The organism is Flagellimonas sp. 2504JD4-2, from assembly GCF_053642935.1.
The window spans coordinates 305,498-331,356 of record NZ_JBSIOV010000001.1 but is presented as its reverse complement, the minus strand read 5'-3'; the positions used below and the strand labels follow the sequence as shown (position 1 = coordinate 331,356).

21 protein-coding genes and 1 tRNA gene are annotated in these 25,859 nt (G+C 41.2%); 10 read left to right on the top strand and 12 right to left on the bottom strand.

What is annotated here, in order from left to right:
- Positions 1–15: 15 nt before the first annotated feature.
- From ACULLH_RS01540 to ACULLH_RS01500, 9 genes are all read right to left on the bottom strand, one after another.
- Positions 16–1,458, bottom strand: coding sequence for a sulfatase-like hydrolase/transferase (locus ACULLH_RS01540; protein ID WP_454086963.1), 1,443 nt, complete (start codon positions 1,456–1,458; stop codon positions 16–18).
- Positions 1,459–1,544: 86 nt separating this feature from the next.
- Positions 1,545–2,246: a hypothetical protein gene (locus tag ACULLH_RS01535; protein ID WP_454086962.1), complete on the bottom strand. Its 702-nt coding sequence runs from the start codon at positions 2,244–2,246 to the stop codon at positions 1,545–1,547.
- Between the two features lie 43 nt (positions 2,247–2,289).
- Positions 2,290–2,652: a MarR family winged helix-turn-helix transcriptional regulator gene (locus ACULLH_RS01530; RefSeq protein ID WP_454086961.1), complete on the bottom strand. Its 363-nt coding sequence runs from the start codon at positions 2,650–2,652 to the stop codon at positions 2,290–2,292.
- A gap of 142 nt (positions 2,653–2,794) precedes the next feature.
- A complete protein-coding gene (locus ACULLH_RS01525) occupies positions 2,795–4,549 on the bottom strand; it encodes an arylsulfatase (RefSeq protein WP_454086960.1) in 1,755 nt (584 codons plus the stop codon).
- A gap of 137 nt (positions 4,550–4,686) precedes the next feature.
- Positions 4,687–6,315, bottom strand: a complete 1,629-nt coding sequence (locus ACULLH_RS01520) for a S41 family peptidase (RefSeq protein WP_454086959.1) — start codon at positions 6,313–6,315, stop codon at positions 4,687–4,689.
- Positions 6,293–7,105 carry a ribonuclease P protein component gene (gene rnpA / locus ACULLH_RS01515; protein ID WP_454086958.1) on the bottom strand — a complete coding sequence of 271 codons (813 nt, stop codon included), beginning with the start codon at positions 7,103–7,105 and terminating at the stop codon, positions 6,293–6,295. Before rnpA ends, ACULLH_RS01520 begins: the two co-directional genes overlap by 23 nt.
- Positions 7,106–7,217: 112 nt before the next feature.
- The gene (locus tag ACULLH_RS01510; protein WP_454086957.1) at positions 7,218–9,074 is read right to left on the bottom strand and encodes a M1 family metallopeptidase; all 1,857 of its coding nucleotides are present in this window, start codon (positions 9,072–9,074) and stop codon (positions 7,218–7,220) included.
- A gap of 1 nt (position 9,075) precedes the next feature.
- Entirely contained in the window at positions 9,076–10,725 is a 1,650-nt protein-coding gene (locus ACULLH_RS01505) for a S8 family peptidase (protein ID WP_454086956.1), read from the bottom strand.
- A 27-nt stretch (positions 10,726–10,752) separates the two neighbouring features.
- A complete protein-coding gene (locus ACULLH_RS01500) occupies positions 10,753–11,619 on the bottom strand; it encodes an MBL fold metallo-hydrolase (RefSeq protein ID WP_454086955.1) in 867 nt (288 codons plus the stop codon).
- A gap of 237 nt (positions 11,620–11,856) precedes the next feature.
- Here ACULLH_RS01500 and ACULLH_RS01495 point away from each other — a divergent pair, with 237 nt between their 5' ends.
- The 4 genes from ACULLH_RS01495 (at position 11,857) to ACULLH_RS01480 (ending at position 15,726) form a co-directional block, all read left to right on the top strand.
- The gene (locus ACULLH_RS01495; protein ID WP_454086954.1) at positions 11,857–13,683 is read left to right on the top strand and encodes a cation:proton antiporter; all 1,827 of its coding nucleotides are present in this window, start codon (positions 11,857–11,859) and stop codon (positions 13,681–13,683) included.
- 82 nt (positions 13,684–13,765) lie between these two features.
- Complete coding sequence (locus tag ACULLH_RS01490; RefSeq protein WP_454086953.1) at positions 13,766–14,059, top strand: hypothetical protein; 294 nt, start codon at positions 13,766–13,768, stop codon at positions 14,057–14,059.
- Between the two features lie 61 nt (positions 14,060–14,120).
- Entirely contained in the window at positions 14,121–14,561 is a 441-nt protein-coding gene (locus tag ACULLH_RS01485) for a DIP1984 family protein (RefSeq protein WP_454086952.1), read from the top strand.
- 235 nt (positions 14,562–14,796) lie between these two features.
- The gene (locus ACULLH_RS01480) at positions 14,797–15,726 is read left to right on the top strand and encodes an SMI1/KNR4 family protein (protein WP_454086951.1); all 930 of its coding nucleotides are present in this window, start codon (positions 14,797–14,799) and stop codon (positions 15,724–15,726) included.
- Positions 15,727–15,731: 5 nt separating this feature from the next.
- On the opposite strand, the gene lepA is transcribed toward ACULLH_RS01480, so the two are convergent.
- Positions 15,732–17,528, bottom strand: a complete 1,797-nt coding sequence (gene lepA, locus ACULLH_RS01475) for a translation elongation factor 4 (protein ID WP_454086950.1) — start codon at positions 17,526–17,528, stop codon at positions 15,732–15,734.
- Positions 17,529–17,685: 157 nt separating this feature from the next.
- Here lepA and ACULLH_RS01470 point away from each other — a divergent pair, with 157 nt between their 5' ends.
- Positions 17,686–20,103, top strand: a complete 2,418-nt coding sequence (locus tag ACULLH_RS01470) for an outer membrane beta-barrel protein (protein WP_454086949.1) — start codon at positions 17,686–17,688, stop codon at positions 20,101–20,103.
- 51 nt (positions 20,104–20,154) lie between these two features.
- Positions 20,155–21,147: a tRNA dihydrouridine synthase DusB gene (gene dusB, locus ACULLH_RS01465; RefSeq protein WP_454086948.1), complete on the top strand. Its 993-nt coding sequence runs from the start codon at positions 20,155–20,157 to the stop codon at positions 21,145–21,147.
- Here dusB and ACULLH_RS01460 read toward each other — a convergent pair.
- Positions 21,144–22,355 (bottom strand): ABC transporter permease, encoded by a 1,212-nt coding sequence (locus tag ACULLH_RS01460; RefSeq protein ID WP_454086947.1) that lies wholly within the window; start codon positions 22,353–22,355, stop codon positions 21,144–21,146. The genes dusB and ACULLH_RS01460 overlap by 4 nt on opposite strands.
- 2 nt (positions 22,356–22,357) lie before the next feature.
- The gene (rbfA, locus tag ACULLH_RS01455; protein ID WP_454086946.1) at positions 22,358–22,750 is read right to left on the bottom strand and encodes a 30S ribosome-binding factor RbfA; all 393 of its coding nucleotides are present in this window, start codon (positions 22,748–22,750) and stop codon (positions 22,358–22,360) included.
- A 102-nt stretch (positions 22,751–22,852) separates the two neighbouring features.
- Between rbfA and mce the strand changes: the two genes are divergently transcribed.
- The 4 genes from mce (at position 22,853) to ACULLH_RS01435 (ending at position 25,740) form a co-directional block, all read left to right on the top strand.
- Positions 22,853–23,254 (top strand): methylmalonyl-CoA epimerase, encoded by a 402-nt coding sequence (mce, locus tag ACULLH_RS01450; protein ID WP_454086945.1) that lies wholly within the window; start codon positions 22,853–22,855, stop codon positions 23,252–23,254.
- Between the two features lie 65 nt (positions 23,255–23,319).
- Positions 23,320–23,393, top strand: a tRNA-Ile gene (locus ACULLH_RS01445).
- Between the two features lie 224 nt (positions 23,394–23,617).
- Positions 23,618–24,829, top strand: coding sequence for a site-specific integrase (locus tag ACULLH_RS01440; RefSeq protein WP_454086944.1), 1,212 nt, complete (start codon positions 23,618–23,620; stop codon positions 24,827–24,829).
- A 350-nt stretch (positions 24,830–25,179) separates the two neighbouring features.
- Positions 25,180–25,740 carry a BfmA/BtgA family mobilization protein gene (locus tag ACULLH_RS01435; RefSeq protein WP_454086943.1) on the top strand — a complete coding sequence of 187 codons (561 nt, stop codon included), beginning with the start codon at positions 25,180–25,182 and terminating at the stop codon, positions 25,738–25,740.
- Positions 25,741–25,859 lie beyond the last annotated feature (119 nt).

Genomic DNA, 25,859 nt, shown 5'->3' with positions numbered 1-25,859 from the left:
TTAAGCAGTATACGCTTAATTAAAATTGAAATGCTTCAAATCCAAGGGATCGTTCATGGTTTGCTGAAGCGCCAGCAACTCATTCCAAAGCTGGTCCTTGGTTTCGGCATATTTTGCATCATCGGCCAAATCGTTCACTTCAAGCGGGTCGTTTTTTACATCGAACAATCTCAATTTTCCGGCATTCGGATAGGCTATCAATTTGAAACCATTGGCTCTGACCATACGCTGAGCCTTAGTATAGCAGCCATAAATGGATTCATAGTTGCTTGAACGCTCACCTCTGATCAAGGGCATTAGACTTTTGAACTGCACAAAATCAGGTTTTTCAGCTCCCGCCATTTCCAGAATGGTTGGCATAACATCTTGAAGGTAAATATCAGCATCTATTTTCTCATTTTGAGGAATATTGGGTCCAACAACAAACAGGGGAGTTCGCACACTATGGTCGTACATGTTCTGCTTGCCTAAAAGCCCATGTTGTCCAACAGACAGACCATGATCAGCCGTAAATACAATGTAGGTATTATCCATTTTTCCCGAGGCTTCCAGCGCATCGAGAATTTTTCCTATTTGTGCATCCATATGCGCGATTATGGCATAATATTCTTGACGGTTCACTTTTACGGAATGCTCCGTTCGCGGGAATGGCGCCAACCGTTCGTCCCGCAGCTTTCTGCCACTTCCCATGTCCTCATTATAGGGGTACTCGGTTAGAAAGCTTTCGGGGACATCAACATCTTCCAAAGGAAACATTTGAACAAACTCTTCAGGGGATTGCCTTGGGTCGTGCGGAGCATTGAACGCCAAGTACATAAAAAAAGGATTGTCCGCTTGCGCGGCTTGGTCAATAAAAGCGGAAGCATCGTCAGCCACAACCTCACTCCAATGTTTGCCCCCTTTCCAGAAACCTTCTTTGGATTTATCCCAGGGCCGCCACAAAGTATCCGTTTCACTTAATGGTCGATTATAGCCCGATTCAGTTTGATTGGGCATCCCGGGCCTTACGTGCACGACATTGTCAAAAACCTCCTCGGCAGGCTTTACCACATGCCATTTTCCCGTCATATAGGTATCATATCCGGCTTGGGACATCAGGTTTCCCCACAGGGGATTTTGATAGCTTTTTGCGCGCATCAAGGAATCTGCCCGATGTGCGTTCCAAATGTATTGTCCGGTTAACAACATAGCTCTGGACGCGACGCAGATAGCACCGTTCCAACCGCCCATATTGTAGGTATGGGTAAAGGTTACACCACGCTGGGCAAGCTTGTCCAGGTTTGGCGTATGTACTTCATCATTTCCTAACGCTTTTATGGTGTTGTAAGACTGATCATCCGCGAATATGAAAACAATGTTGGGTTGTTCGGCTGGCTGGTTCTGCTCTTTTGTCTTTTCCTTACAAGAAAGGTTGAAGAGTACTAGGGTCAGCAAACAAAGGAAAAAGGACTTGTTCATTTTTGGCAAGGTTGAATTGGCATATAAACTTAACAATTTACCAAAGAATGAAATTAACAGCGCTTTACGTTTTTGTGAAATGGGCTTCAAGCATCCGACTTGCGAATCAATTGGGCGATGGACAAAACATGTAAAAACACTGCAAAGGGCATTAAAAATGTTGGCAACAACAAATAGGGGAATTGGTTGAATTCCAATGGAATGCCAACATCGCCCCAAATAGAAGGGAAATAGAATGAACTAATGAATGTAAAAGCAGCGAAGAGCACCACAAGAATACCCAGAATATTCCAGGCCAAAAGAACTTGCTTTGAGGCGCCGGACCGGGTCGCATACACCGCCATAGCGATTGCGGACAGGCCGATAAGTACGTCATAATTGGCTCCTTCAAAGGTTACCTGAACCGGTAGAATGCCATTGATAAATGTGAAGTAAAACAAGATCTCAATAACCGCTCTAAAACTTTGAATTGCAATTGGGAGTGCAATAGGAATTGCCATAAGAACCCTATGGTTCCTGTTCTTATACATAAAGAGCACTATAAAGAGAAGAACCGGAAACACCATAAACAGTGGAATTCTTGGAGGTAGGGATAGGTTGTAATAGAATCCAGTACTCCAGATAAAAAACTGTGTTATTATCCAAGAAAATATCCCAATAGAGGTAAGGACCAGGGCTCGATTCCTTTTCGAGGAGGTTGCCCCTATTTTCTTTAGTCCTTTGTCGAGACCCCATAGCAATAGACCGAAAAGAACAGCAAAAAGTAAAACATAAGAAGCTTTGATCATAACTCGAATTTTAGGGTTGTATATACAACTATTTAATAAAATTTTATTTGCTCAATTTGCCAAGAATCAAGTTGATGGCATTTTCCCCATCCTGTTCCAAGATTTCGCGAACTTCAGCCATCGCATTATGCCAGTGGGGGATAATACCATCGAGAAACTCTTTGCCTTTTTCCGTAGTGAACAAAAACGAATCTTGGTCCGTTGAAATATAGTCGCTATCGATCAACCGATTTAAATTTCTGTTTACGGTGGATTTTTCCATGTGTAATTTCTCGGATATCCTTTTTTGATTTACAGCACTGCCTTTGGTGATCACAAAGAGGATACTCAACTGACTATCCGTAATTCCAAAAGGTCTTAGGTGCTTCCTGAAAATATTGGCAATAATCCTTTTGCATTTCATCATGTTACCGGAAATGCAAGTTGATGGATTGCAATTGTCGATATTGGTATATTTTGAAGCCACAGACATATGTCAAAGATAAGCATTGGAGTTGTATATACAACCATTTAGGTGGTTCATTTTGATTTTTGAAGAAATAGAGTCGCTAGTCTATCTTTTCCAACTCAACCCAAAAAGGAAAGATTCTTTTTCGTTGTACCATATAGAAGGGAACCAGGGAGCCTTCCATTTCAGGGAGATGCACGTTTTTCATTTCGATGATATCGGTCTTATTGTCGTTCCCCATTTGATTGACCACGGCCCCGGTTTCCAAGAACATTCTTCCAGAGGCTTCCACAGGTTTCACAAACTTAAATTTGACGTTATAAACACCCTCGGTAATCTTGACCTCCCATTTCCCGTAGATTTCCTCTTGATCCCAGATTCCACGTTGACCAGAGGCATCGTTTCGGTTAAGAACTAGGGGGTTTTCAAAATCACTCCCGACCGTAATCAAAGGTTGATTGATAAGATTTTCAGAGGTGATAAGTTCTTGGTAGATGGCATCCAGTTCTTTCTTAAGGTCTTTGGCCATAACTATATTTTCTTGCACAAGGTTTTGTTGTTCATTGGGATCGTTTTCAATATTGAACAACCCAAAGTCGGTAATAGGGGCATTGTAGTTTGTTTGCCCTACCAATTTATAGTCCGCTTTCTGGAGCGCTATATTATGATAGAGCTCTGGATATCTTCGTGCCCAATAAAAAAACAAAGGTCGATTCGCCCAATCCACTTTTTCCTTATTTAAAAGCGGTAAAAGGTTTTTGCCATCGATTTTTCTGTCAGTGGGTGCCTCGAGATTGCACAATTTGGCGAGTGTGGGCAATACATCGATGTGGGCAGACGTGGTTTCGACATCCAGGTTCCCCTTAAACTGTGAAGGGTATCTGAGGAAAAAAGGAACACGGACTCCACCCCTGTAAACACTTCCTTTTAAGCCTCGCATACCACCCACATATCTAAGCTGCTGAGGTCCGTTGTCCGTCATGAAAATGACCACGGTGTTTTCGGAAATTCCCAAGGCGTCAAGTTTCCGCAGCACTTTTCCGATGTTGTCATCAATGTTTGTGACCATGGCATAAACTCTTCGAGCATCTTCCTTTTCCTTTTCACTCATTTCCCGAGTGGCGGAATTGTTCTTTTTGAAAGTTATGGAAGGGTCAATGTTTGCATATTGTTGATAGTAACTTTCCGGCACCTGCAATGGTGTATGCGGCGCATTGAAGGACAAATAGCAGAAAAAGGGCTTGTCCTTGTTGTTTTCAATAAATTGAACAGCATTGTCCGCAAAAATATCGGAGCAATACCCGGAGTACTTTTCCTTTTCACCATTGTGCCAGAGCACTGGGTCGAAATAACTGCGATCGCCTTCAAAATAGGTGGTAAAATCTCCCACTTGGCCCATTCCTCCCGAAAGATGGATGAGCGATTCATCAAAGCCTTGGTCATTGGGCCTGCTAGGATAATTGTCACCCAAATGCCATTTTCCAAAAACACCTGTTTGATACCCTCCCTGTTTAAGCATTTCGGCAATGGTGATTTCATTTGAAGCCATTGTAGCTCCGCCGTTATAGGTATCTCGTACCCCAGTGCGCAAAGAATAACGACCAGTCATTAAACTTGAGCGGGTCGGCGCACATACCGGAGAGACATAAAAGTTATTGAAACGGACACTTTCCCTTGCAAATTGATCAAGCACAGGGGTTTTGATTTGATCGTTGCCTGTAATCCCCAAATCTCCATAACCCTGATCATCTGTTATGATAAGAATTACGTTCGGAGCTTCTTTTTCTTGGGCTATTGTGGAAAATGCTATGGCGAATACGAAAGAGCAAATTAACCCCTTTATGTTGAAATGCATATTACAGATGTGTTTGGATCAAAAGATAGTAAAATTTGATCAGCACATCATGGTTTACCGCGCTTCATCACAGACTCGACAAAAAGTGTAAGTATTTGGTTGGAATGGAATGTTGTCAAGAAGGAGAAAATGGAAATTTAGTTGAGAATGCCATCATACTTCGATCGGTCGTGCAGCAACTCCTTCGCAGCCAAAATGGCATCGTCATGTTTTAGATAATACTGATAGAGACCTTCACGATAGAAATATCGCTTGATGATTTCATCCTCAAGGTTTTTCTTGATCTCTTTTTTGTAGGTATCCAAAGCCGAAATTTTGCCTTTGTTCACCGCGAGCAACAAGTCCTTATACTTTTCCTGAACAGCAGGACCCAACAAGTGCTCATCCCCGTTTATGGTCTCTTCCAGTAGCTCTTCCGTTTCCGTGCGGAAAGAAAAATCCTGGGTTTGCGCGTAGCGTTTGAAGGCATCAAAATCACTATCCGAAAATGCAAAATCGTTGACCGACTCAAAGGAGTTGTCGTAGTAATAATCCGTTGCAAAATCAAAGACTACGCTATTTTGTTGTAAGGCGTCAATCAAGGTATTGGATTTTAAAGAAGCAATTTCAACATCGGGCATAACCCCTCCACCATCTTGTACTTTACGTCCATTGCGGGTGGTGAATTCTTGGAAGTTAGTGTTTCGAACCGCATTTCCTTCCTCATCCCTGTTCCAATAGTCCAAAGACTGGATACAACGCCCAGAAGGGGTATAGTATCTTGAGACGGTAACTTTTAGTTGTGTTCCATAGGTAAGTTTCAAAGGTCGTTGAACCAAACCTTTTCCAAAACTTCTTGCCCCCATGATTACGGCCCGATCTAAATCTTGGAGTCCACCGGAAACAATTTCACTTGCCGAAGCGCTTCTCCCGTTGACTAGAACAACAAGGGGTATGTCCAAATCTTCGGGTTGATTTTTCGTCTTGTATTCTTGGTTAAACTTCTTGACCTTGGATTTTGTCGTGACAATCAACTCCCCTTTTGACACAAAAAGATTGGTGACGTTTATGGCTTCTGAAAGAAGTCCACCTGGATTTCCACGCAGGTCCAACACTAACTTCTCTGCTCCCTGTCCCTTTAAATCCTGCAAAGCGGATTTGGTTTGGGCAGATGCTTTTCTGTTGAACTTTGAAAGTACAATGTATCCGGTTTTGTCATCGATCATATCATAAAAAGGAACTGCATCAACCTCAACACCTTCCCTTTTAAGGGTTGCCGTCTTGGTCTGACCTTGACGCACAAAAGTGATGTCGACGCTCGTATTATTTGCTCCTTTTAAGAGCTCACTGGCATTATCATCGAAATCGGACACTTTCGTATCCCCAATTTTGATGATTTCATCACCTGCCTTTAATCCAGCCTTATCCGCGGGATAATCTTTGTAGGGTTCTACAATGACCAATTTGCTTTCATATGAACGAACCAAGGCGCCAATCCCAGAATACTCACCGGCATTGCTGATTTTAAAAGCTTCAACATCCTGTTCATTTAAAAAACGGGTGTAGGGATCCAACTCGTCCAACATGTTTTTTATGGCCGAATCCATAAGTTCAGCTGGATTGGTTTCATCCACATAGTTCATGTTGAGTTCCTTAAAAAGCGTGGTGAAAATTTCGATTTGCTTTGCAATCTCGAAGAAATCACTTTTAAAACTGCTTCCTACGGCTAAAAAGGCGACAGCCACAAGTGGGATTAATACCTTTTTATATATTCTTGACTTTTTCATGGGATTCTTTTTTTAGAAAGGCCTCTAAGAGCGCGATTATAGCACCATCTACTTCATCATAGTTAGGCATGGTATTACCAAGATATAAAAATAGAAACGCAAAATTTCCTTCTATCTTGTTAAAAACGACATGCTTGTTCAATCTGTACGCTTCACGCAATAGTCGTTTTATATGATTGCGCTTCACGGCACTTTTGAATTTCTTTTTCGGGGCAACTACCCCAACTTTGATGTTGGTATCATCATCAAAATCAACATTAAGGTAGATGAGCTTTATGGGAAAGGATGTTATGCTCTTTCCTTCAATAAAAAGGTGCTCAAAAACCTTTTTGCTTTTGAGTTTTTCATTTTTAGGGAAAGTGAAGTTGCTCACGACCTTATCGGTATTGTCCCCTTGAGGGGACTTTAGGGGTGTTTCGTCTTTTTCTTTTGATAAATTATCCACAGTTTCTTGAAGAATCAATAAAACACTAAATAAATTATTTTTTATGTCCGAATCAGAGAAGCGGATAATTTGTACACCCTTTTTTTCAAGATGTTTTTCTCGCAAAGCATCTTTTTCATACTTAAATTCATGAGACTCTCCATCTACCTCAATAGCCAAGCGAAGTTCGTGGCTATAAAAATCAACGATGTATTCCAGTAAAGGAACCTGCCTATGGAATTGAATACCAAGAGCTTTTTGCTTTATTTGTTGCCATAACAAAACCTCGGCGAGTGTACTGTTTTTTCTTAACTGTCTAGCAAATTCCTTGAGTTTGGGATTGTATGGAATAATATTGTTTTTCAATAGACACCCCTAAGGTCCCCTCAAGGGGACAATTTATTTACAAGTTACAAGTAAAATATGTTATGCCAAGAAATTCAGCGTTACAAGACTTGAAAAATAAAGGTAACCCCGCCTAATCGAGAATCTTTTGATGCACATTGTTTTCCCCGTTCACATCCGCCATAAGTTGTGAAGGATCTATAACAATGGCCTTAATACTTTCCACAGGTTTATCAATGGTAAAACCATAGGTTGGATGGGCCCATGCCCAATCCTCCAAAACGGTCCTTTTCAAGTTAGGATATGGATTGTCCTTCTCACCACGCATCATGCGCAAAGGCACATAAAATGTTTCTTGGGTTCCATCCGAGTTTACGACCAAGATGTCCAAGGGCATCGGCATTTCGCCAATTCGTTCTAGCACGACCCTGGTTTTTCCACCTTCAGCCTCGACACTTTTAATTCCGTAATCGATAGTGTTTGTGGTTTGCGTCCAGTCGGTCAAATACCAATCCAGCTCCATCCCAGAGACTTTTTCCGCAGATCTTTTGATATCATTGGGCACAGGGTGTTTAAACTTGAAATCCTCATAATACTTTTGAATCGTTTGCATCAACTTGTCCTGACCAATGACATATCCCAATTGGGAAAGAAATATGGATCCCTTGCTATAGGCAGCGATACCATAGGCAAAATTGGTGGCAAAACGATCGGCATGGGTGGTCTGGGGCTTTTCCAATCCAGAATTCACTAAGGCATAGTATCCCTTGTAGGAACCTTCAAAAGGATTTTCCTTACCCTCGTCCATGATCTCATTCATACAAAGGCTGCTGACAAAAGAGGTAAAGCCTTCATCCATCCATTCGTATTTGGCTTCATTGGTTGCCAAAATATGTTGAAACCAGGAATGTGCCATCTCATGAACTGTAACACCAACGAGACTTCCGAAGCTTCTCTTACCTGTAATCAAGGTGCTCATGGCATATTCCATACCGCCATCACCTCCCTGGATAACAGAATATTGATCATAGGGATATTTTCCGATGTTTTTACTGAAGAAACGCATGGTCTCCGCAGTCTTGGGCTGCAATTTTTTCCAATTATCAAGGATCTCAGGGTCATTCTTATATAAAAAATGAAGGGTAGGACCATCTTCCATATTGACTACATCATGAATGTAATCCGGATCGGCTGCCCACATAAAATCGTGCACGTTTGGAGCTTTAAAATGCCATGTCAACGTTTTTCCCTTGGTCTTTACAGAAGTTCCTGGCGCTTCATAGCCATGACCTATCTCCTGCGGGTTTTGTAGGTATCCAGAGCCTCCAACCGTATAGTCCTTATCAATGGTCAGTTTTACATCAAAATTGCCCCAAACACCATGAAATTCCCTTCCGATATAAGGGTTGGGATGCCAGCCTTCAAAATCATATTCGGAGAGTTTGGGATACCACTGACTCATAGAGAGGGCAACACCTTCCGAACTGTTTCTTCCGGACCTTCTAACCTGTACAGGAACCTGGCCCTTAAATTCCATATCCAGGACGGTTTTTCCTCCAGCTGGGATGGGTTTGGCCAAATCCACGACCAAAATGGTGCCTTCCTCGTTAAATGCAACCGGACTACCATCTTGTTTTAAGGAGACGGCATGCAAATACCCCATTTCAGTTTCCGAAAGGGAAGCTATTCTGCTTTTTCCGTCCGCCATCATCCGTTTATCTGGATCTTTCACGGTTTGAAGGCGTGCGTCCATTTCGCTTCCCGGTTGAAAGGCGTTGAAGTATAAATGGTAATAAACCCGATTTAATTCGTCGGGCGAGTTGTTGGTATAAACCAGCTTTTGGGTTCCTTCATATTGAAAGGATTTGACATCCATTTTGACATCCATGGTATAATCCGCATGCTGTTGCCAATATGAGGTGTTATTTTGAGCGGAGAGTGCTAGAACTCCGGCCGCTAAAGCGAAAAAAGACAAAAACGTTCTTCTCATTTTATTTTGTATTCTTGGTCAAGGTCATTTTACCTTTTGAAATGTTATCCGCCAAAAGGAGGGCGTTATAGGCATTGACCATTTTTCCAGATTTTGAAATCTTATCAAAAGTAGTTGCATTCTCCGGCTCACCAGATACGATAACCGAAGCTTTTGTGCTTAATCCAGATTCAATAATGATCTGTTTTACCTGAGCGGCTGAAAGCGTTGGGTAGTACGATCTGATAAGCGCTGCTACTCCGGCAACTGCTGGGGCGGCCATTGAAGTTCCCCCTTGAAAATCGTATTCGTTGTTCGGCAATGTGGAATATATGGCATCTCCAGGAGCAAAAACATCTACATTTTGCTTTCCATAGTTTGAAAAGGAAGCCACCATTTTGGATCCATAGCTACTGGTAAGCGCACCAACCGTGATTACATTGTTGGCAAACTCTGAACTTCCATAATTGTGATCATTGGGGAAGTTTGGGTTTTCGGGGTCGTCCAAATCACTTCCATCATTTCCAGCTGCATGAACGATGAGTACATCCCGCGAAGCAGCATATTTGATTGCATCGTAAACCCACTGCGCATTGGGCGAGAATGATTTTCCAAAGCTGCAATTGATAATTTTTGCTCCGTTGTCCACGGCATAACGGATTGCCATGGCTATATCCTTGTCATATTCATCGCCATTGGGAACAGCCCTAACACTCATTAATTTTACATTTTTGGCGACTCCGTTTACGCCCTTTCCATTGTTTCGCTCAGCAGCGATGATTCCTGCTACGTGTGTACCATGACTTTCTGAATCGACCCTGTTTTTAGGGTTTCCATTACCATAGGATTTATCGCTCAGGTCATATGGATTATCACCAACCGGGGTTCTTCCATCAAAATCTTTGTTGAGGTTGTAGTTCACCTGCTCGGTGAAATAGGTGATTCCTTCGGAAAGTTCATCCATAACACTTGGGATACTCTCTCCATAGGTGAACATTTGGTTGAGCACCGCAATGTTTTGCTTCATTTGCTCCGTTTTGGCTTCAATGCCCATCAACTCCTTTTTGGTATAGGAATCTTTTCCAAGTTCTTTTCTGACAGCTTCGTCGGCATTTTTTACCACCTGGAAAATTTGCTCATACTGTTGCTTGTTCTGAAGTGCCTTTGGATATTCAGAATCAAGCTTAAGCCGCGCTTTTCCCCGGGCCGAGGCATCACCAATGTTCAATCGTAGCATACGCACATACTCCAATTGCTCATGATAGGCCTCCCCTAAGAAATTATACCCATGAACATCGTCTATATAACCATTCCCATCATCATCTTTGCCATTATTGGGTCTTTCACCACTGTTGGTCCATAGTACATCGTCCAAATCTTCGTGCTCAAGGTCCATTCCGGAATCCACAACGGCCACAACAACCGTTTTTCCTCGTCTATTTTTGATAATTTCCCTGTACGCCCTATCCACACTCATACCAGGAATGGTGTCAGCAATTAGATCGGCGTGCCCCCATGTTTTCTTTTGGGCCTCTGAGAGCTCGGAAATTTTTAATGGAACCGTATCAATGTTTGCAACAGGGGTGGAAACTAATGTGGTTGCACCACATCCCATCAAAAGGATTGAAAAGGAAAGCGAAGCGAATGATAGCTTGAAGTACTTGATGTTCATGTTCTTATTTTGTTGAAATGTAAAACTTTATTGTGAATTGAATATTTCGTCGAAAGAAAACAATTCGTCCAATCGCACTCCTTTTTCAGTTTGTTTTAAGGAGCATAATTGATTGTGCGCATCATGTTCGAAGAACAATAATAAATTGTTTTCTGCCGCATTGTTTAAAAATTGACCCTTTTCTTCCAATGTCAGTAAAGGTCTGGTATCATATCCCATGACATAGGGTAGCGGAATATGTCCGACCGTTGGAACAAGATCCGCCATAAAGACAATGGTTTTCCCTTTATACTTTATATAGGGGATCATCATCTTTTCAGTATGTCCATCTACAAAAAAGATACCAAATCCAAGTTGTGACTCTTCAAGGAATGAAGCATCGTGCTGTTGCACAAAATTGAGCTGTCCGCTCTCTTCCATGGGCAGCAAGTTTTCCTTTAGGAACGAAGCTCTTTCGCGGGCATTGGGTTTTGTGGCCCAATCCCAATGATTTTGATTGGTCCAAAAGCGTGCATTTTTGAACGCTGGCTCATAACCGGTTTTGTCCTTATTCCATTGGATACTTCCCCCGCAATGATCAAAGTGTAGGTGGGTCAAGAACACATCAGTAATATCATTTCTGTGGAAACCCAATTGCTTTAAGGAATTGTCCAATGAATGATTGCCCCAACGATAGTAATAGCTAAAAAACTTTTCGGATTGTTTGTTGCCCAACCCATTGTCTATTAAAATAAGTCTACCTGCGTCTTCAATAAGTAGACACCTAGCAGCTAAATCTATCATGTTGTTTGAATCGGCAGGATTGGTTTTATTCCAAATGGATTTTGGGACAACTCCAAACATTGCGCCCCCATCCAATTTAAAATTACCAGTCTCAACGGGATAAATAGTCATTCAGAAAATAAATGCCGTGCAAAATAAGAAAAGCCTGATGCAAATAGTTAAAAAACATCGGTTTATTGGCCCTATTTTAACAGTTTTGCCCTTGGGAAATTCGTTATCGAGCTTTTGTCGCCGCAACCTGACACAAAATTGATAAACTATGTTTCGAAATAGGGTCTTAAAAACAGTTATTGAGACTGGGTGCTGATTTTATGAAGAAAAACTGTAAATTTCAAAAAAACTAAAAAGATGCTTGAGCTTGCTGGGATAATTATTCTTGGGATTATTGCACAATGGGCTGCTTGGCGCTTCAAGTTACCTGCGATCCTACCCCTGATTCTTATTGGATTGTTGGTAGGACCTATTGCCACATTGTATACAGAAGACGGCTCAAAGCTTATTGAACCCATTTGGAATGGCGAAAAGGGATTGTTTCCTGGGGAGGGGCTATATTATTTTGTCTCCCTTGCGATTAGCATTATTCTTTTTGAAGGAGGACTTACGCTAAAGCGTGCAGAAATAAAAAATGTTGGCCCCGTAATCACCAAATTGATAACCTTAGGTTCGGTGGTCACCTTTTTTGGCGCTGGCGTAGCCGCCCATTATATTTTTGACCTCCCGTGGCAAATTTCATTTTTGTTTTCCGCCTTGATCATTGTGACCGGACCTACGGTAATAACACCAATTCTTAGAAATATCCCGTTAAAAAAGGATGTCTCAGCTGTCTTAAAATGGGAAGGAATTCTGATAGACCCCATTGGCGCATTGGTGGCGGTTTTGGTTTTTGAATTTATCAGCGTTGGCGAGGGAAGTGCTTTCACCCAAACCGCACTTATAGAATTTGGAAAGATCTTGTTGTTCGGGACCACTTTTGGGTTCACTTTTGCCCATGCTTTAGCTTTTGCCATAAAAAAGAACTTTATCCCTCACTACTTATTAAATGTCGTTTCACTCTCGGTGGTGTTATTGGTTTATGTTGAATCTGATGTTTTTGCACACGAATCAGGCTTATTGGCGGTAGTGGTCATGGGAATGGTGTTGGGGAATATGAATTTGCCCAACCTTAAAGAACTACTCTATTTTAAGGAATCGTTGAGTGTCCTTTTGATTTCTATTTTATTCATTCTATTGGCCGCTAATATCAATATGAGCGATATGGAACTGATTTTTAATTGGAACACGGCCATTCTATTTGCGGTAGTGGTTTTTCTGATTCGTCCTTTAGGGGTTTTTCTGAGTACCCAAGGGTCGAACTTAAAAATCAACGATAAGCTTTTTATAGGTTGGGTAGGTCCGCGTGGGATTGTGGCTGCAGGTATCGCTTCCTTATTCGGGTCAAAACTTTTGGCAAAGGGAGAGCCTGGAGCGGAATACATCACACCTTTGGTGTTCATGATAGTTTTGGGCACCGTACTTCTAAATGCCACCACGGCTCGACCTTTTGCAAAGATCGTAGGGGTGTTTTTGACAAAATCAGAAGGTATCTTGATTATAGGTGCCTCAAAAGTTTCAAGATTAATTGGGAACTATCTGAAGGAGAATAATAGACATGTTGTGCTTATTGACAACAATGAAGCCAATGTTGAAAAGGCCAAAAAAACAGGCTTGGAAGCCATTTCGGCCAATATTTTTTCTGACTCCCTTACCGACAATATCGAACTAAACGATATGGGATACTTGATGGCACTGACGGGCAACTCGGACATCAACAAATTTGCTATTGACAAGTTCAAGAACCAGTTCGGTGAAAATGGAGCCTTTCGATTGGTCAATGCTGAAGAAATGAACGACCCTGGGAATCATCCGGTAGAGGGACTTTTTTCACAGAATGATGATTTTATCAAGCTTATGGAAGCTGTTCGCAAGTATCCATCGATTCATGAAATCGACTTAAAGGACAAGGAACATTACGATAGCCTAATTGATATCACCCTAAAAGATAATGACATTATCCCCGTGTTTACCAAGTCACCTGGAGGGAGCATAGAAATTATGCCCACCAACAGCAAGGATTTTTCTCCAAACGGGAAGGGCCACAAGCTCGTTTATCTGGGCAAAATGTTCGACACCAACTAGTCCTAATAGTTTCCTATTTCGCTCATTTTTTTTCACTCGTCAATTGACATGACTCATCCATAAATTAAAGGGTTTAGTCAACATGCAGGTAGTTTATATTGACAAGACGCAACTTTTTAACATCATAAAGATGAAGAATTTGGTGTTGTTGGTGTTGTTCATGTTAAGTGCATGTTTTGGCTGTTCAAGAGACGATGGCCCAGAATCCAATTGTGCGTCATGTACTGCTGAGGGAGGGGTGGAAATTGAGGTTTGCGATAATGGAGGAGATGGAACCATAGATATTTCCCAAGATGGCGTAACGATCACGATTACCGAAGAAGAATTGGGAGACCTGACCATAGAACAACTTGCTCAATCCGGCTGTGCAGATTAAGCACAAATTATCCGATACGCTGCAATTTTGTTGATTGTTCGCGGACACAAAAGTAACAGAGATGAATATTATTCAAGCCCTAAAAGAAAAGAACAAACTGGTTAAAAAAACGCTTGAGCTTCAAAACAGGATTACTACATACAATTGTGTGATTGAAGGCAATCCAAGAGCTTATGACCCTAAAGATGAGCTGGTTGAGCTTGATAAAACGATTGAGGAGCTCATCAAAATAAAAACAAAAATTAGCCGCGCAAATAAGTCTGTTCAGGAAAAAATATATCGCTTATCCGAGCTTAAAACAAAAATCAATTTTCTAAAAGTCATTCCCACAACGGAAGGAAAAGCTCCTTCTGGCAAGGGTTACTATGCGCAATCTGAAATGCATGTTTGGGTATCGTCCATTAAAGCAAAAGAACGGGACAAGCACATTTTGGAGTTGGAAAAAGAAATAGATATAATCCAAAAAGAACTTGACGACCATAATTACAACACAACCATATAGCAAAGTGTAGCACAGAAATGCCAAAAATGTTTTTGTGTTATTGGACCACTACATGAAAAGATATTGGGATACAACTTTAATCAGATATTGCTTTAAAACTCAAACTTCAAGAGGTTGTAGTCAGACTTTAATACATAAAATTCAACATTCATGATATCCGGTCTCTTAGGCAAATCATTTTTGATGCAGAGTAAGTGCTACACCCTTTTATTCCCGAAAACAAGTATTTCCCACTATGACCAATGCTCAAAAAACCATACTTAAATTGAATTTTTTAAGGGAGAGTGATACTTCTTTTATCGTTTTTGGCTCAGACCATCACAACTATCAAATCAATCCTACGTTGAAGGAATCCGAAATCGGGGATTTCGAGGCAAAAGAAGGTGTAAAGCTTCCGCAAGGATACAGGACCTACCTACAAAACATCGCCAACGGAGGAGCAGGACCCAACTACGGCATCTACCCATTGCAGGAGGCCAGAAATGGGGCCGGATGGCTGCCGGCCATCACTGAACTCAACAACAGAACCAGGGAAGAAGAAGAGCACCCCGGAGAGCTATTGATATCACATAATGGGTGTGGGCTGTTTACCTGGTTAAAAGTTACAGGTCCCGCAAGCGGTGAGATTTGGATTGATGGAAGGGTAAATGGACAAACCCCATATTGTATTGGCAACGACTTTTTAGCATGGTATGAAAGTTGGTTGGACAGGACATATTTTGAAAAAGGATTTATAGCCCAGCTTGCGGCAAAGGCTCTAAGGCTTGGACAGCAAAAGTCATTCAAAGAATCGTTTAAATTCTTCGAATTGATTGTGGAAACCGAGCCAAAGCTTCAGTACAACATTCGACCTCAAGTACGGAAGCTCTATTTGACAGCTTTTTGCAATGTGCTGTACTTCCTTCTAAAGGATAATACGGGGTTACCAATAGATGCAACATTAAACAAGTACTTTTTGGATAAATGTATACCCTATGCAGAAGAAAATCCGGCGATTTATTTTAATGCCGCCTGTGTCTATGCCGAGATGAAAGAATATACCATGGTGCGAAAATGTATCAAAGCAGCCAAAGAACATAATGAGATATACCCTTTAATGATAGAGGCAATCAAAAAAGAAACGCTTTTTGCTGATTTCAGAACGAAGCATACCCAATGGACATAAAGCCCTTAATCATTCAGTTTGAGCACTGCCATAAAAGCTTGCTGGGGAATTTCAACATTCCCGACTTGGCGCATACGTTTTTTCCCTTTTTTCTGCTTTTCGAGCAGTTTTCGCTTACGGGAAATATCACCTCCATAACATTTGGCCGTAACATCCTTGCGCAACGCCTTTATAGTCTCCCTAGAAATGATTTTGGAGCCAATGGCCGCCTGGATAGGAATATCAAACTGCTGTCTTGGAATAAGCTCCTTTAATTTTTCGCACATTTTTTTACCAATGTTGTGTGCGTTGTCAAAATGAACCAATGCAGATAAAGCGTCTACTGGCTGTGCATTCAAGAGGATATCGACTCGGACCAATTTGGAAGTTCGCATTCCAATTGGGGCGTAATCGAAAGAGGCGTATCCCTTTGAAACGGTTTTTAATCGGTCGTAAAAATCAAAAACGATTTCGGCAAGTGGCATATCAAAGGTAAGTTCCACCCTTTCTGTGGTCAAATAGGTTTGATTGGTGATCTGACCTCTTTTTTCAATACAGAGCGACATCACATTTCCTACAAAATCAGCCTTTGTAATTATTGTTGCTTTAATATATGGTTCTTCAACACGGTCAACGGTAGATGGGTCAGGTAAATCGGAAGGGTTGTTCACAATTACCGCAGTTTCCCTATCCTTGGTGCTATACGCATGATAACTTACGTTGGGAACCGTTGTGATCACCGTCATATTAAACTCCCTCTCCAATCGTTCCTGGATGATTTCCATATGCAACATTCCCAAAAATCCGCAACGGAAACCAAAACCAAGGGCAGCACTACTTTCAGGTGAGAAAACCAAGGAAGCATCATTCAGTTGGAGTTTCTCCATTGAGGAACGCAATTCTTCAAAGTCCTCCGTGTCCACAGGATAGATTCCGGCAAATACCATGGGTTTTACATCTTCAAAACCTTCAATGGCATTTTGAGTTGGTTTTTGGGCATCGGTAATGGTATCACCCACTTTTACTTCACGAGCATCTTTAATGCCGGTAATAAGGTATCCAACATCGCCTGTTGAAATGATATTTTTTGGGACCTGCTCCAATTTCAAAGTGCCAATTTCATCAGCAAAATAATCCTTATCCGTTGCAACAAATTTTATTTTTTGCCCTTTTTTAATTTCTCCGTTGATGACCCTAAAGTAGGTTTCAACACCCCTAAATGGATTATAAACAGAATCGAAGACCAATGCTTGAAGTGGTTCATTTGGGTTTCCTTCCGGAGCCGGCACTCTTTCGATAATTGCGGTAAGAATATCTTCTATTCCTATCCCAGTTTTGGCACTGGCCGGAATTACCTCTTCGGCATCGCACCCCAGCAAATCAACAATATCATCAGTTACCTCTTCGGGATTGGCGCTTGGCAAATCCACCTTGTTAAGAACGGGAATAATCTCCAAGTCGTTCTCCAAGGCTAAATATAGGTTGGAAATTGTCTGTGCCTGAATGCTCTGTGCCGCATCAACCACCAAAAGTGCCCCTTCGCACGCTGCAATGGAACGGGAAACTTCATAAGAGAAATCAACATGCCCGGGAGTATCGATCAAATTCAATATATAGGTTTCCCCTTCATGCACATACTCCATTTGAATGGCGTGACTTTTTATGGTAATACCACGTTCACGCTCCAAATCCATATTGTCCAAAAGCTGATCTTGCTTCTCACGCTCGGTGACAGAACCTGTAAAGTCCAAAAGGCGGTCCGCCAAGGTACTTTTACCGTGGTCAATATGTGCAATTATGCAAAAATTTCTAATCTTCTTCATTAATAGCTATTACCCAATTAATTGGAGGGTTGTTAGGAAATGCAAATATAGTTGTTTTCAGCACCTCGAAAGGGTATTTATGGAAATATGAAAATGGTCGTGACGGAAGACCCAAAAATATTTTCTTAGATTTGATATTGAACCCCAAACTCAACTAATGCGAATCACCTGTATTTTTTTATTGGTGTTTTTGACATCTCTGAAACTGATTGCGCAGACCTATCAGATTAAAGGAAAGGTAGTTGACAGAAACAACAACACCATTCCGTTTGCCAACATTTTACTCCTCCAAGCGTCGGACTCAACTTTTGTGAAGGGTACCTCAGCGGATGATAACGGACAGTTCTTGTTATCTGAGGTCAACCCAAATGTGTATTTGTTGCAGGCCAGCTATGTCGGCAGGGGTTCTGAACCAAGGGCATTGGACATTTCAGGCGATGTTTCGTTGGGTGCACTGGTAATACCGTTAGCAGAAAACAGTTTGGATGAGGTAGTGGTAACTTCGCAGCGCCCAAAGCTTCAAAGACTTGCAGACAGACTGGTCTTCTTAGTGGAGAACACGGTCATCTCGCAGGGTAGTTCGTGGGACATTCTTAAAAGCACCCCAGGTGTAATTGTCAACCAGAGTGACCTACAAGTCAGGGGGCAAAGTGCAACCGTGTATTTGAATGATAGGAAGGTCCAGCTATCTGGTCAAGAAGTGAAGGACCTGTTAGAGGGGTTTTCAGGAGCCAATATTAAATCTGTTGAGGTTATTACCAATCCTCCAGCGCAGTATGACGCTGATAGTGGACCTGTTTTGAATATTATTACCAGCAAGAACATAATCCCTGGATATAAAGGGAGTTTAAACGGAACATATACCCAGGCAGTATTTCCAAAATTTAGTTTGGGAACAAGCCATTATTACAAGACGGATAAGTTGAATTTATTTGCCAATTATAGCATCAACCCGAAAAAAGATTTTAGAAAGGCGATAAAAGGCATCAATTTTATCGATACCAATGAGGCCATTTTTTCCGATTGGGACACCTATTATGATCAAACGGCCAAATCCAGAGCCCAAAATGCCAGTTTGATTGTTGATTACGATTTTAATGATAAAAACAGCTTGAATCTCACGACCAACTTGGCGATTAATCCAGATAGGGAACGATTTACAAACCTGAATACCGAAATAAGAAATGGGCAGAGCCAGCTGGATTCCACCTTTACCTCCCAAAGTACTGAGAATGTAGACAACACCAATTTGGCGGTTGATTTAACATACGTCCATAAACTGAAGAAACCCGGGGCGAAGCTGTCCTTTAATGGGCACTATACCTATTTTGATGGTATGTCCAATCAGAATTTGCTTTCCTCATATTTTGACAATAGTGGAACTTTTTTGAGAAACTTTGGATTTGATACGGATGCACAGCAAGACATTCAGATTTTTACTGGACAAATGGATTATGCTACTCCTATTGGAGACGCTTCGATCGAATCGGGATTTAAGATTTCCTCCATTGAATCAAAAAATCAAATTGACTATTTAAATTTTATCGGAACTGATAACAATGTGGATGCTTCGTTGTCAGATCGATTCAATTACGATGAGAATGTTTATGCGGGGTATTTCAGCTTTGTGAAAAACTGGCAAAAATGGTCTATGAAACTGGGTTTAAGAGGCGAATTGACCAAGGCTACAGGAACTTCGCTTACCTTGAACGAAGTCAACACATTGGACTTTTTTGAACCTTTCCCCTCGGTTTATGTGCTCTATTCCCCTTCGGAAAAACACAGCTTTGCATTTGATTATGGGCGAAATGTTGATAGACCAAAGTATAATGACCTGAACCCCTTCCGCTTCTTCTTTAACGAAAATGATTTTGAGGAAGGAAATCCGGCCTTAAGACCAAACTTCAGCAACAACTTTAACTTCAACTATACGTTCAATAGTGAGTTGTTTTTTGATATCTATTATCGAGACAACGGCTCAACGATTTCCAAATTGGTCTTTCAAAATAATGATGACCTAACCCTGGCCGAGTTAAAGCAGAACGTTTTGGAAAGCAAATCATATGGCATTGATTTCACCGTTAGCAAAGGGATAACCCCCATTTGGTTTTTATATGCCTATGCATCTTTGTTTCATGAAGAAGACACATTTTTGGCGGTAGGAAGTAACAACCAAACCTACACCAACGAAATGGATGGATTCTATACCTATGTCGCTAATTACCTTACCCTTTCCAAGGATGGGTCATTTACTGGTGAAGTTGGACTTACATATGTCTCGGGTTTCCTTTTTGGAACTTTTATATCCGATGATGAGTTGAATTTAACGGTCGGTCTGCGAAAATCATTTTTTGATGATAGACTTACCCTTTCCCTTGCTGCCGAGGATTTGCTGGAAGAGGCTGTACCTACGTACACTGCTAGATATCTCAATCAAGACAACTTCTATAGAAGACGACCTGAAACCCAATTTATAAGGTTTGGCGTGCGCTATAATTTCGGAAACTTCAAATTGACTGATAATCAACGCGAGATTGATAAAAAGGAAAGGGAACGACTCCAAGCCGAGGAATAAGATGTTGATTTTACGGTATTTTGTATTTTTGCAATCCAAAAATTTTAGGGTTTGCCAAAAATTGGAGACATAGAACTTCTTGATTTTCCGCTACTTCTTGCCCCGATGGAAGACGTAAGCGATCCTCCGTTTCGTGCTTTGTGCAAAGAACAAGGAGCAGATGTGGTGTATACCGAATTTATTTCATCCGAAGGGTTGATCAGGGATGCTGCGAAAAGTGTCATCAAACTGGATATCTACGAAAAGGAAAGACCGGTGGGAATCCAAATATTCGGTGCGGAGCTCGATTCTATGCTTCAGGCCGTGGACATTGTTGAAAAATCGAACCCCGACATTATCGACATCAACTTTGGTTGTCCGGTCAAAAAAGTGGTGAGCAAAAATGCCGGAGCTGGAATATTAAGGGATATCCCGCTAATGGTAAAATTGACCGAGGAGATTGTAAAACGGACCAAATTGCCGGTTACAGTCAAGACCCGATTAGGTTGGGATACCAATTCCATAAAAATCGTTGAGGTAGCAGAGCGCCTTCAGGACGTGGGGATTAAGGCGATTGCAATCCATGGACGCACACGTGTACAGATGTATAAGGGCAATGCAGATTGGAAACCCATTGCGGAGGTAAAGAACAATTCTAGAATGCACATACCGGTTTTTGGAAATGGTGATGTCGACACACCGGAAGCCGCTGTAAAAATGCGTGATCAGTATGGATTGGATGGAGCCATGATCGGCAGGGCAAGTATCGGAAACCCATGGTTTTTTAAAGCGGTCAAACATTACTTCAATACTGGGAGCCATCTAGCTCCCCCTACTATGGAAGAACGCGTTGAGGCTGCCCGAAGACATCTGCAAATGTCCATCGACTGGAAAGGCGAAAAGCTGGGTGTTTTTGAAACCAGGAGGCACTATACCAATTACTTTAAGGGTATCCCACACTTTAAGGAGTATCGAATGAAAATGGTCACAAGTGACGATTCAGCAGATGTATTTGCTGCATTTGACGAGGTCTTGGAAAAATTTGGGGATTTTCAGTTCGCTTAAGCGTATATCAACCTTTGGTTGATCCTACTACTTGCAATTTTTGAGGAAATAAATCCTAAAACCACAATAGTTGCCAAAACAACCAACAGGTTCATCACATCGTATTCCACGGGATAAGCCAATGATGGGGTTATCTTTAACCATCCGAACGCCAATTGGGATCCAATTAAAAGTGAGCCGATCAAGACACCAATAAGTCCACCTAAGGTAGTGACGAGTAGCCCTTGGGTAAAATAGATGGTTCGTAATTCTTTGATGGTGGCCCCAAGACTGAACAGGGTCTTTGAATTTTGCTGCTTGTCCAGGATCATCATAATAATAGCCCCGACAACATTGAAAAGCGCAATGATCAACACTAAGGTAAAGATGAGATAGGTGGCCAAATTTTCGGTGTTGAGCATTCGATAAAGTGTACCATTTTGCTCCTGTCGATTCAATAGAAGTACTTTATCCCCTAAAATCGTTCTGATAGCACTTCTCACATCTTCCAATGGGGCTGTGTTGTCCAACTTAAAATTGATACCGGAAATTTGCGTACTGTCCTTTTCCAACAATGCTTGCACCAAGGGAAGTTGCGCAAAAACATATTTTTTATCCAGATTCTCCTCGATGGCGTACACCCCACTAAGAACAATGGGAAGCTCATTATAAGGTTTCGGAGCATTAAGCCCTTGCGGTGAAAAAGAGCCCTCACCCGGTTTTGGCACCAGAACAGTCATTGGGCTTTGGTAATTATCAATGGGAACTCCCAGTTGGTTGTAAATGCCAATTCCGGCGACACCATTATATTCCATTACGCCCCAATTCCCAAAGTATAAGGTACTATCTACCCCTGTGACCGAACGGTAGTTGTTATCAACACCCTTTATATAGGCAATACAGCTTTTTTCCCTAAAAGTGAGGTAGGCCCGTTCCTCCAGTTCTTTGGAATAATTGGCCAAACCCTCAAGATTTTGCAATGCATTTTCCTCACTTTGTGAGATGGGAAAATGTTTTCCGGTAATGGGCAATGCCTTCAGGTCGGGGTCAAAAGTATTGGTAAACGAAAGACTAAAAGTTTTTAATCCTGCGAAAGCGGAAAGCACCACAAAGAGTGCTGCAGATCCAATTACAATCACCAAAAAAGTGATAAAGTTGATAATGTTTACCGCATTTTGGCTGCTTTTAGATCGGAGATAACGCTTGGCGATATAAAAAGAAAAATTCAAGATCAGGATTTCTTTCGTTTATCAAGCAAATCCCTGTTTTCAATGGGATTTTCTTCACCTTTCAGGGATTTTTCAATATTATCGATGTATTCCAGGGAGTCATCCAAATAGAAATTGAGCTCAGGGACACGGCGGAGTTGGCTTTTGGTACGTTGTGCCAGTTCGTGTTTGATCAGACTTTTGTTCGACTTCATTCCTTCGAGCAACTCATCGGCACTTTTATTGGGAAAAATGCTCACATAGACCTTGGCAATGGACAGGTCCGTGGTTATGTACACCTTGGAAACGGAAATCAATGTACCCTTTAGTCCGCCATCCGTAGCAGCGCGCTGCAGAATGTCGACTATATCCTTTTGAATAATCCCAGCTATTTTTTTTTGCCGTTGTGTTTCCATAAGTGCAAAATAACGGAATTAATGACGAACCTCATGATATGATACCCCAACAGTGCGTATTTTTGAGGCAAAGCATGAGTTAAGCTCTTAAATAGTGTAGATATGGACAAGATAGAACATATTGGAATTGCAGTGAAGAATTTGGAAGACTCCAACGCTTTGTTTGCCCAGTTGTTGGGCACCCCGCATTACAAAACTGAAGAAGTGGCCTCCGAAGGAGTGCGAACCTCTTTCTTCAAATCAGGTCCGAACAAGGTGGAGCTGTTGGAGGCTACCAATGAAGAAAGTCCCATAGCCAAGTTTCTGGAAAAGAAAGGAGAGGGTATACACCATATTGCCTTTGCGGTCGAGGATATTGTATCGGAGATCTCTCGACTAAAAGCAGAAGGCTTTAGGGTGTTGAACGAAACACCCAAAAAAGGCGCTGATAATAAATTGGTCGCGTTTTTGCATCCCAAGGGAACAAATGGGGTGTTGATAGAGCTTTGCCAAGAAATAAAATAAGGCTAGCATAGTAAAATCTTGCGGTGAAGCAAAATAAGTAGTAATATTGCATCCGCCAAAATGTAGGTCCTATAGCTCAGTTGGTTAGAGCACCTGACTCATAATCAGGGGGTCCCTGGTTCGAGCCCAGGTGGGACCACTGGGAAATTTTAAATATTCCCTAAAAGCCTGAAAATGAACTGTTTTCAGGCTTTTTCATTTTTATTGATTTCATATAAAATCATATGAAATCAACCGTTCTGGTGAGTGATTCGGTGAGTACTTTTTTATTCGCAAAAATGCCACCCAAACTATGTTAAAGAATTGACATTCAATTCTTTGTTCGGATTTGCAAGTGATATTAATAATCCAAAAAGCACAGTTATGGAGGCAAAAAACACATTTTCCATCCTTTTTTACCCAAAAACCAGTGATTCTGACAAGCACGGAATGTCCCCTCTTTTCCTTCGAATCACAGTAGATTCCAGGAGGGCCGAACTCAGTCTAAAAAGGAAAATCAAACCTACGAATTGGTGTCCGATTTCCAACAAGGTTATCGGAAACGGTCAGCAAATAGATGAAATCAATTATCATTTAGACGACCTAAAGGTTCGCATCCGTCGGATCCAAGCAGAGCATGTTTCACAAGGGCAACCGTATTCAGCGGTTACCATCAAGAACAAACTTTTAAATAAAGGAAGCAAGATTAAAACTGTGCTTTCAATTTACGATGACCATAATGATAACATGCAATCCCTACTAGGAATTGAGTATACCTACAGCACCTATAGGAGGCATGTAAGAACCCGAAACCACTTGGAAAGTTTCATCTTTCACGAATATGGTGGCAAAGACCTATTCATTACCCATGTGGATTTAAAGTTTGTAACTGGGTTTGAGCACTACTTGAAATTGAGCAAAGCAGGAAGTCATAATACCATTGTCAAATACGTCACCAATTTTAAGAAAATAGTTCGGATAGCTCTTGCCAACAATTGGATGAAAACAGACCCTTTCTATCACTGGAAAGCAAGATGGAAGAAAACCTATCGGGAGGTGTTGACGGAGATTGAGTTACGATTGTTGATTGAGAAGGAATTCAAGTCTGTTAGATTGGAACGGACAAGGGATGTTTTTGTCTTTTGTTGCTTTACAGGGTTGGCTTATATCGATGTGAAAAATCTGGTTATGGAAAACATCCACAGTGTTGGGAATAAAAAATGGATAAGAATCCTACGGACAAAAACGAAAGTCCAGAGTACTATTCCTCTTTTGCCCATAGCGGAAGCAATCCTTGAGAAATACAGAATGTCAGCAATTGGGAAAGTGGGGGAAAGATTGCTCCCTGTTTTAAGTAATCAGAAGATGAACCAGTATTTAAAAGAAATATCTGAAACGTGTGGAATCAATAAACGAATAACCTTTCATTTATCCCGTCACACGTTTGCGACAACGGTCACTTTGTCAAATGGAGTACCAATTGAATCGGTCAGCAAAATGCTAGGACATCAGTCGATGCGAACCACACAGATTTATGCCAAGGTGCTTGACCACAAGTTGGGCAAGGACATGGAATTGGTGGCAGGAAAATATTAGCGATGGTTTTATCCCAAATCTTACCCTTGACTTTTGCACATGGTTCCTATGGAATTTTTCAAGTGTTCGGGAAGAAAAGCGTTAAGGGAAAATTTCATAGGGTGCAACTTACTTTTTAGAATTTAAGGCGGGTTTCACGTATTCAAAATTTGGGATACGAAGTAGACCTGAGTTGAATAGCAAGAGGGTAGCACGCTAAAGCGATGCTACGTTTCGAAAATAGATTATAAATTATTGATAATCAATAATTTATAAAGAAAGTAAAAAGAAGAAGAAAACTTGAAATTGTAACAATTAAACCTATAGCCTTTAGAAACAGGGTTTAAGATTGTAACAATTGAATGATAAAAATGAAGAAAATGGATGGATTTGGGACAATACGATTACATCATAGAACTATTAAAAGGTTCAAACTATTTTCAAGGAAAATAACAAAGTCCTATTCCGAAACATTAGAGTCGGTCATGGACTTTTTCGAGTGGCACGGAATATCACCATCAAGCAGGTTTCCAAAACGAGTTGATGAAGATGGTGAAAAAACCCGCAAACGAATTAATGCTCTGATTGCTATTGTTCGAGATATTGAAAAGACACAGACATTGCCTACCAACACAATGCTACTGGCACTTTTTGGTCAACATGAAATTGTAAAAAAAAGAAGAGAACCTAAACGGGTTGAAAAGAAGTTCCAAAAAATGACAAAAGAGGAATGGAACAAATTGGAAGGAATGATTCCCAAGGAACGATTAAGCCAATTAGAGAAAAAATATAAAGGAGAAAAAGAAGAGGTTTTACAGTTCCTTTCAAAAGTTAAATTGGTGAAGCCGAGGTTTGGGAATTCGTATTGGACAATTGATACTAATGCTACTGAATTGGGACTTCTTAAAAAAAGAATGAGAAGGGATTATTGAAAAATAGTGCCTCGCTCAGTAGTATTAGTTTGTGTAAGTATTTGGGACGCTTGCAGCGCGAAACCTAATTTCGCTCGCTTTTTTGTGTTAAAAAAATAACTGAAAACACTTTCAGAAAT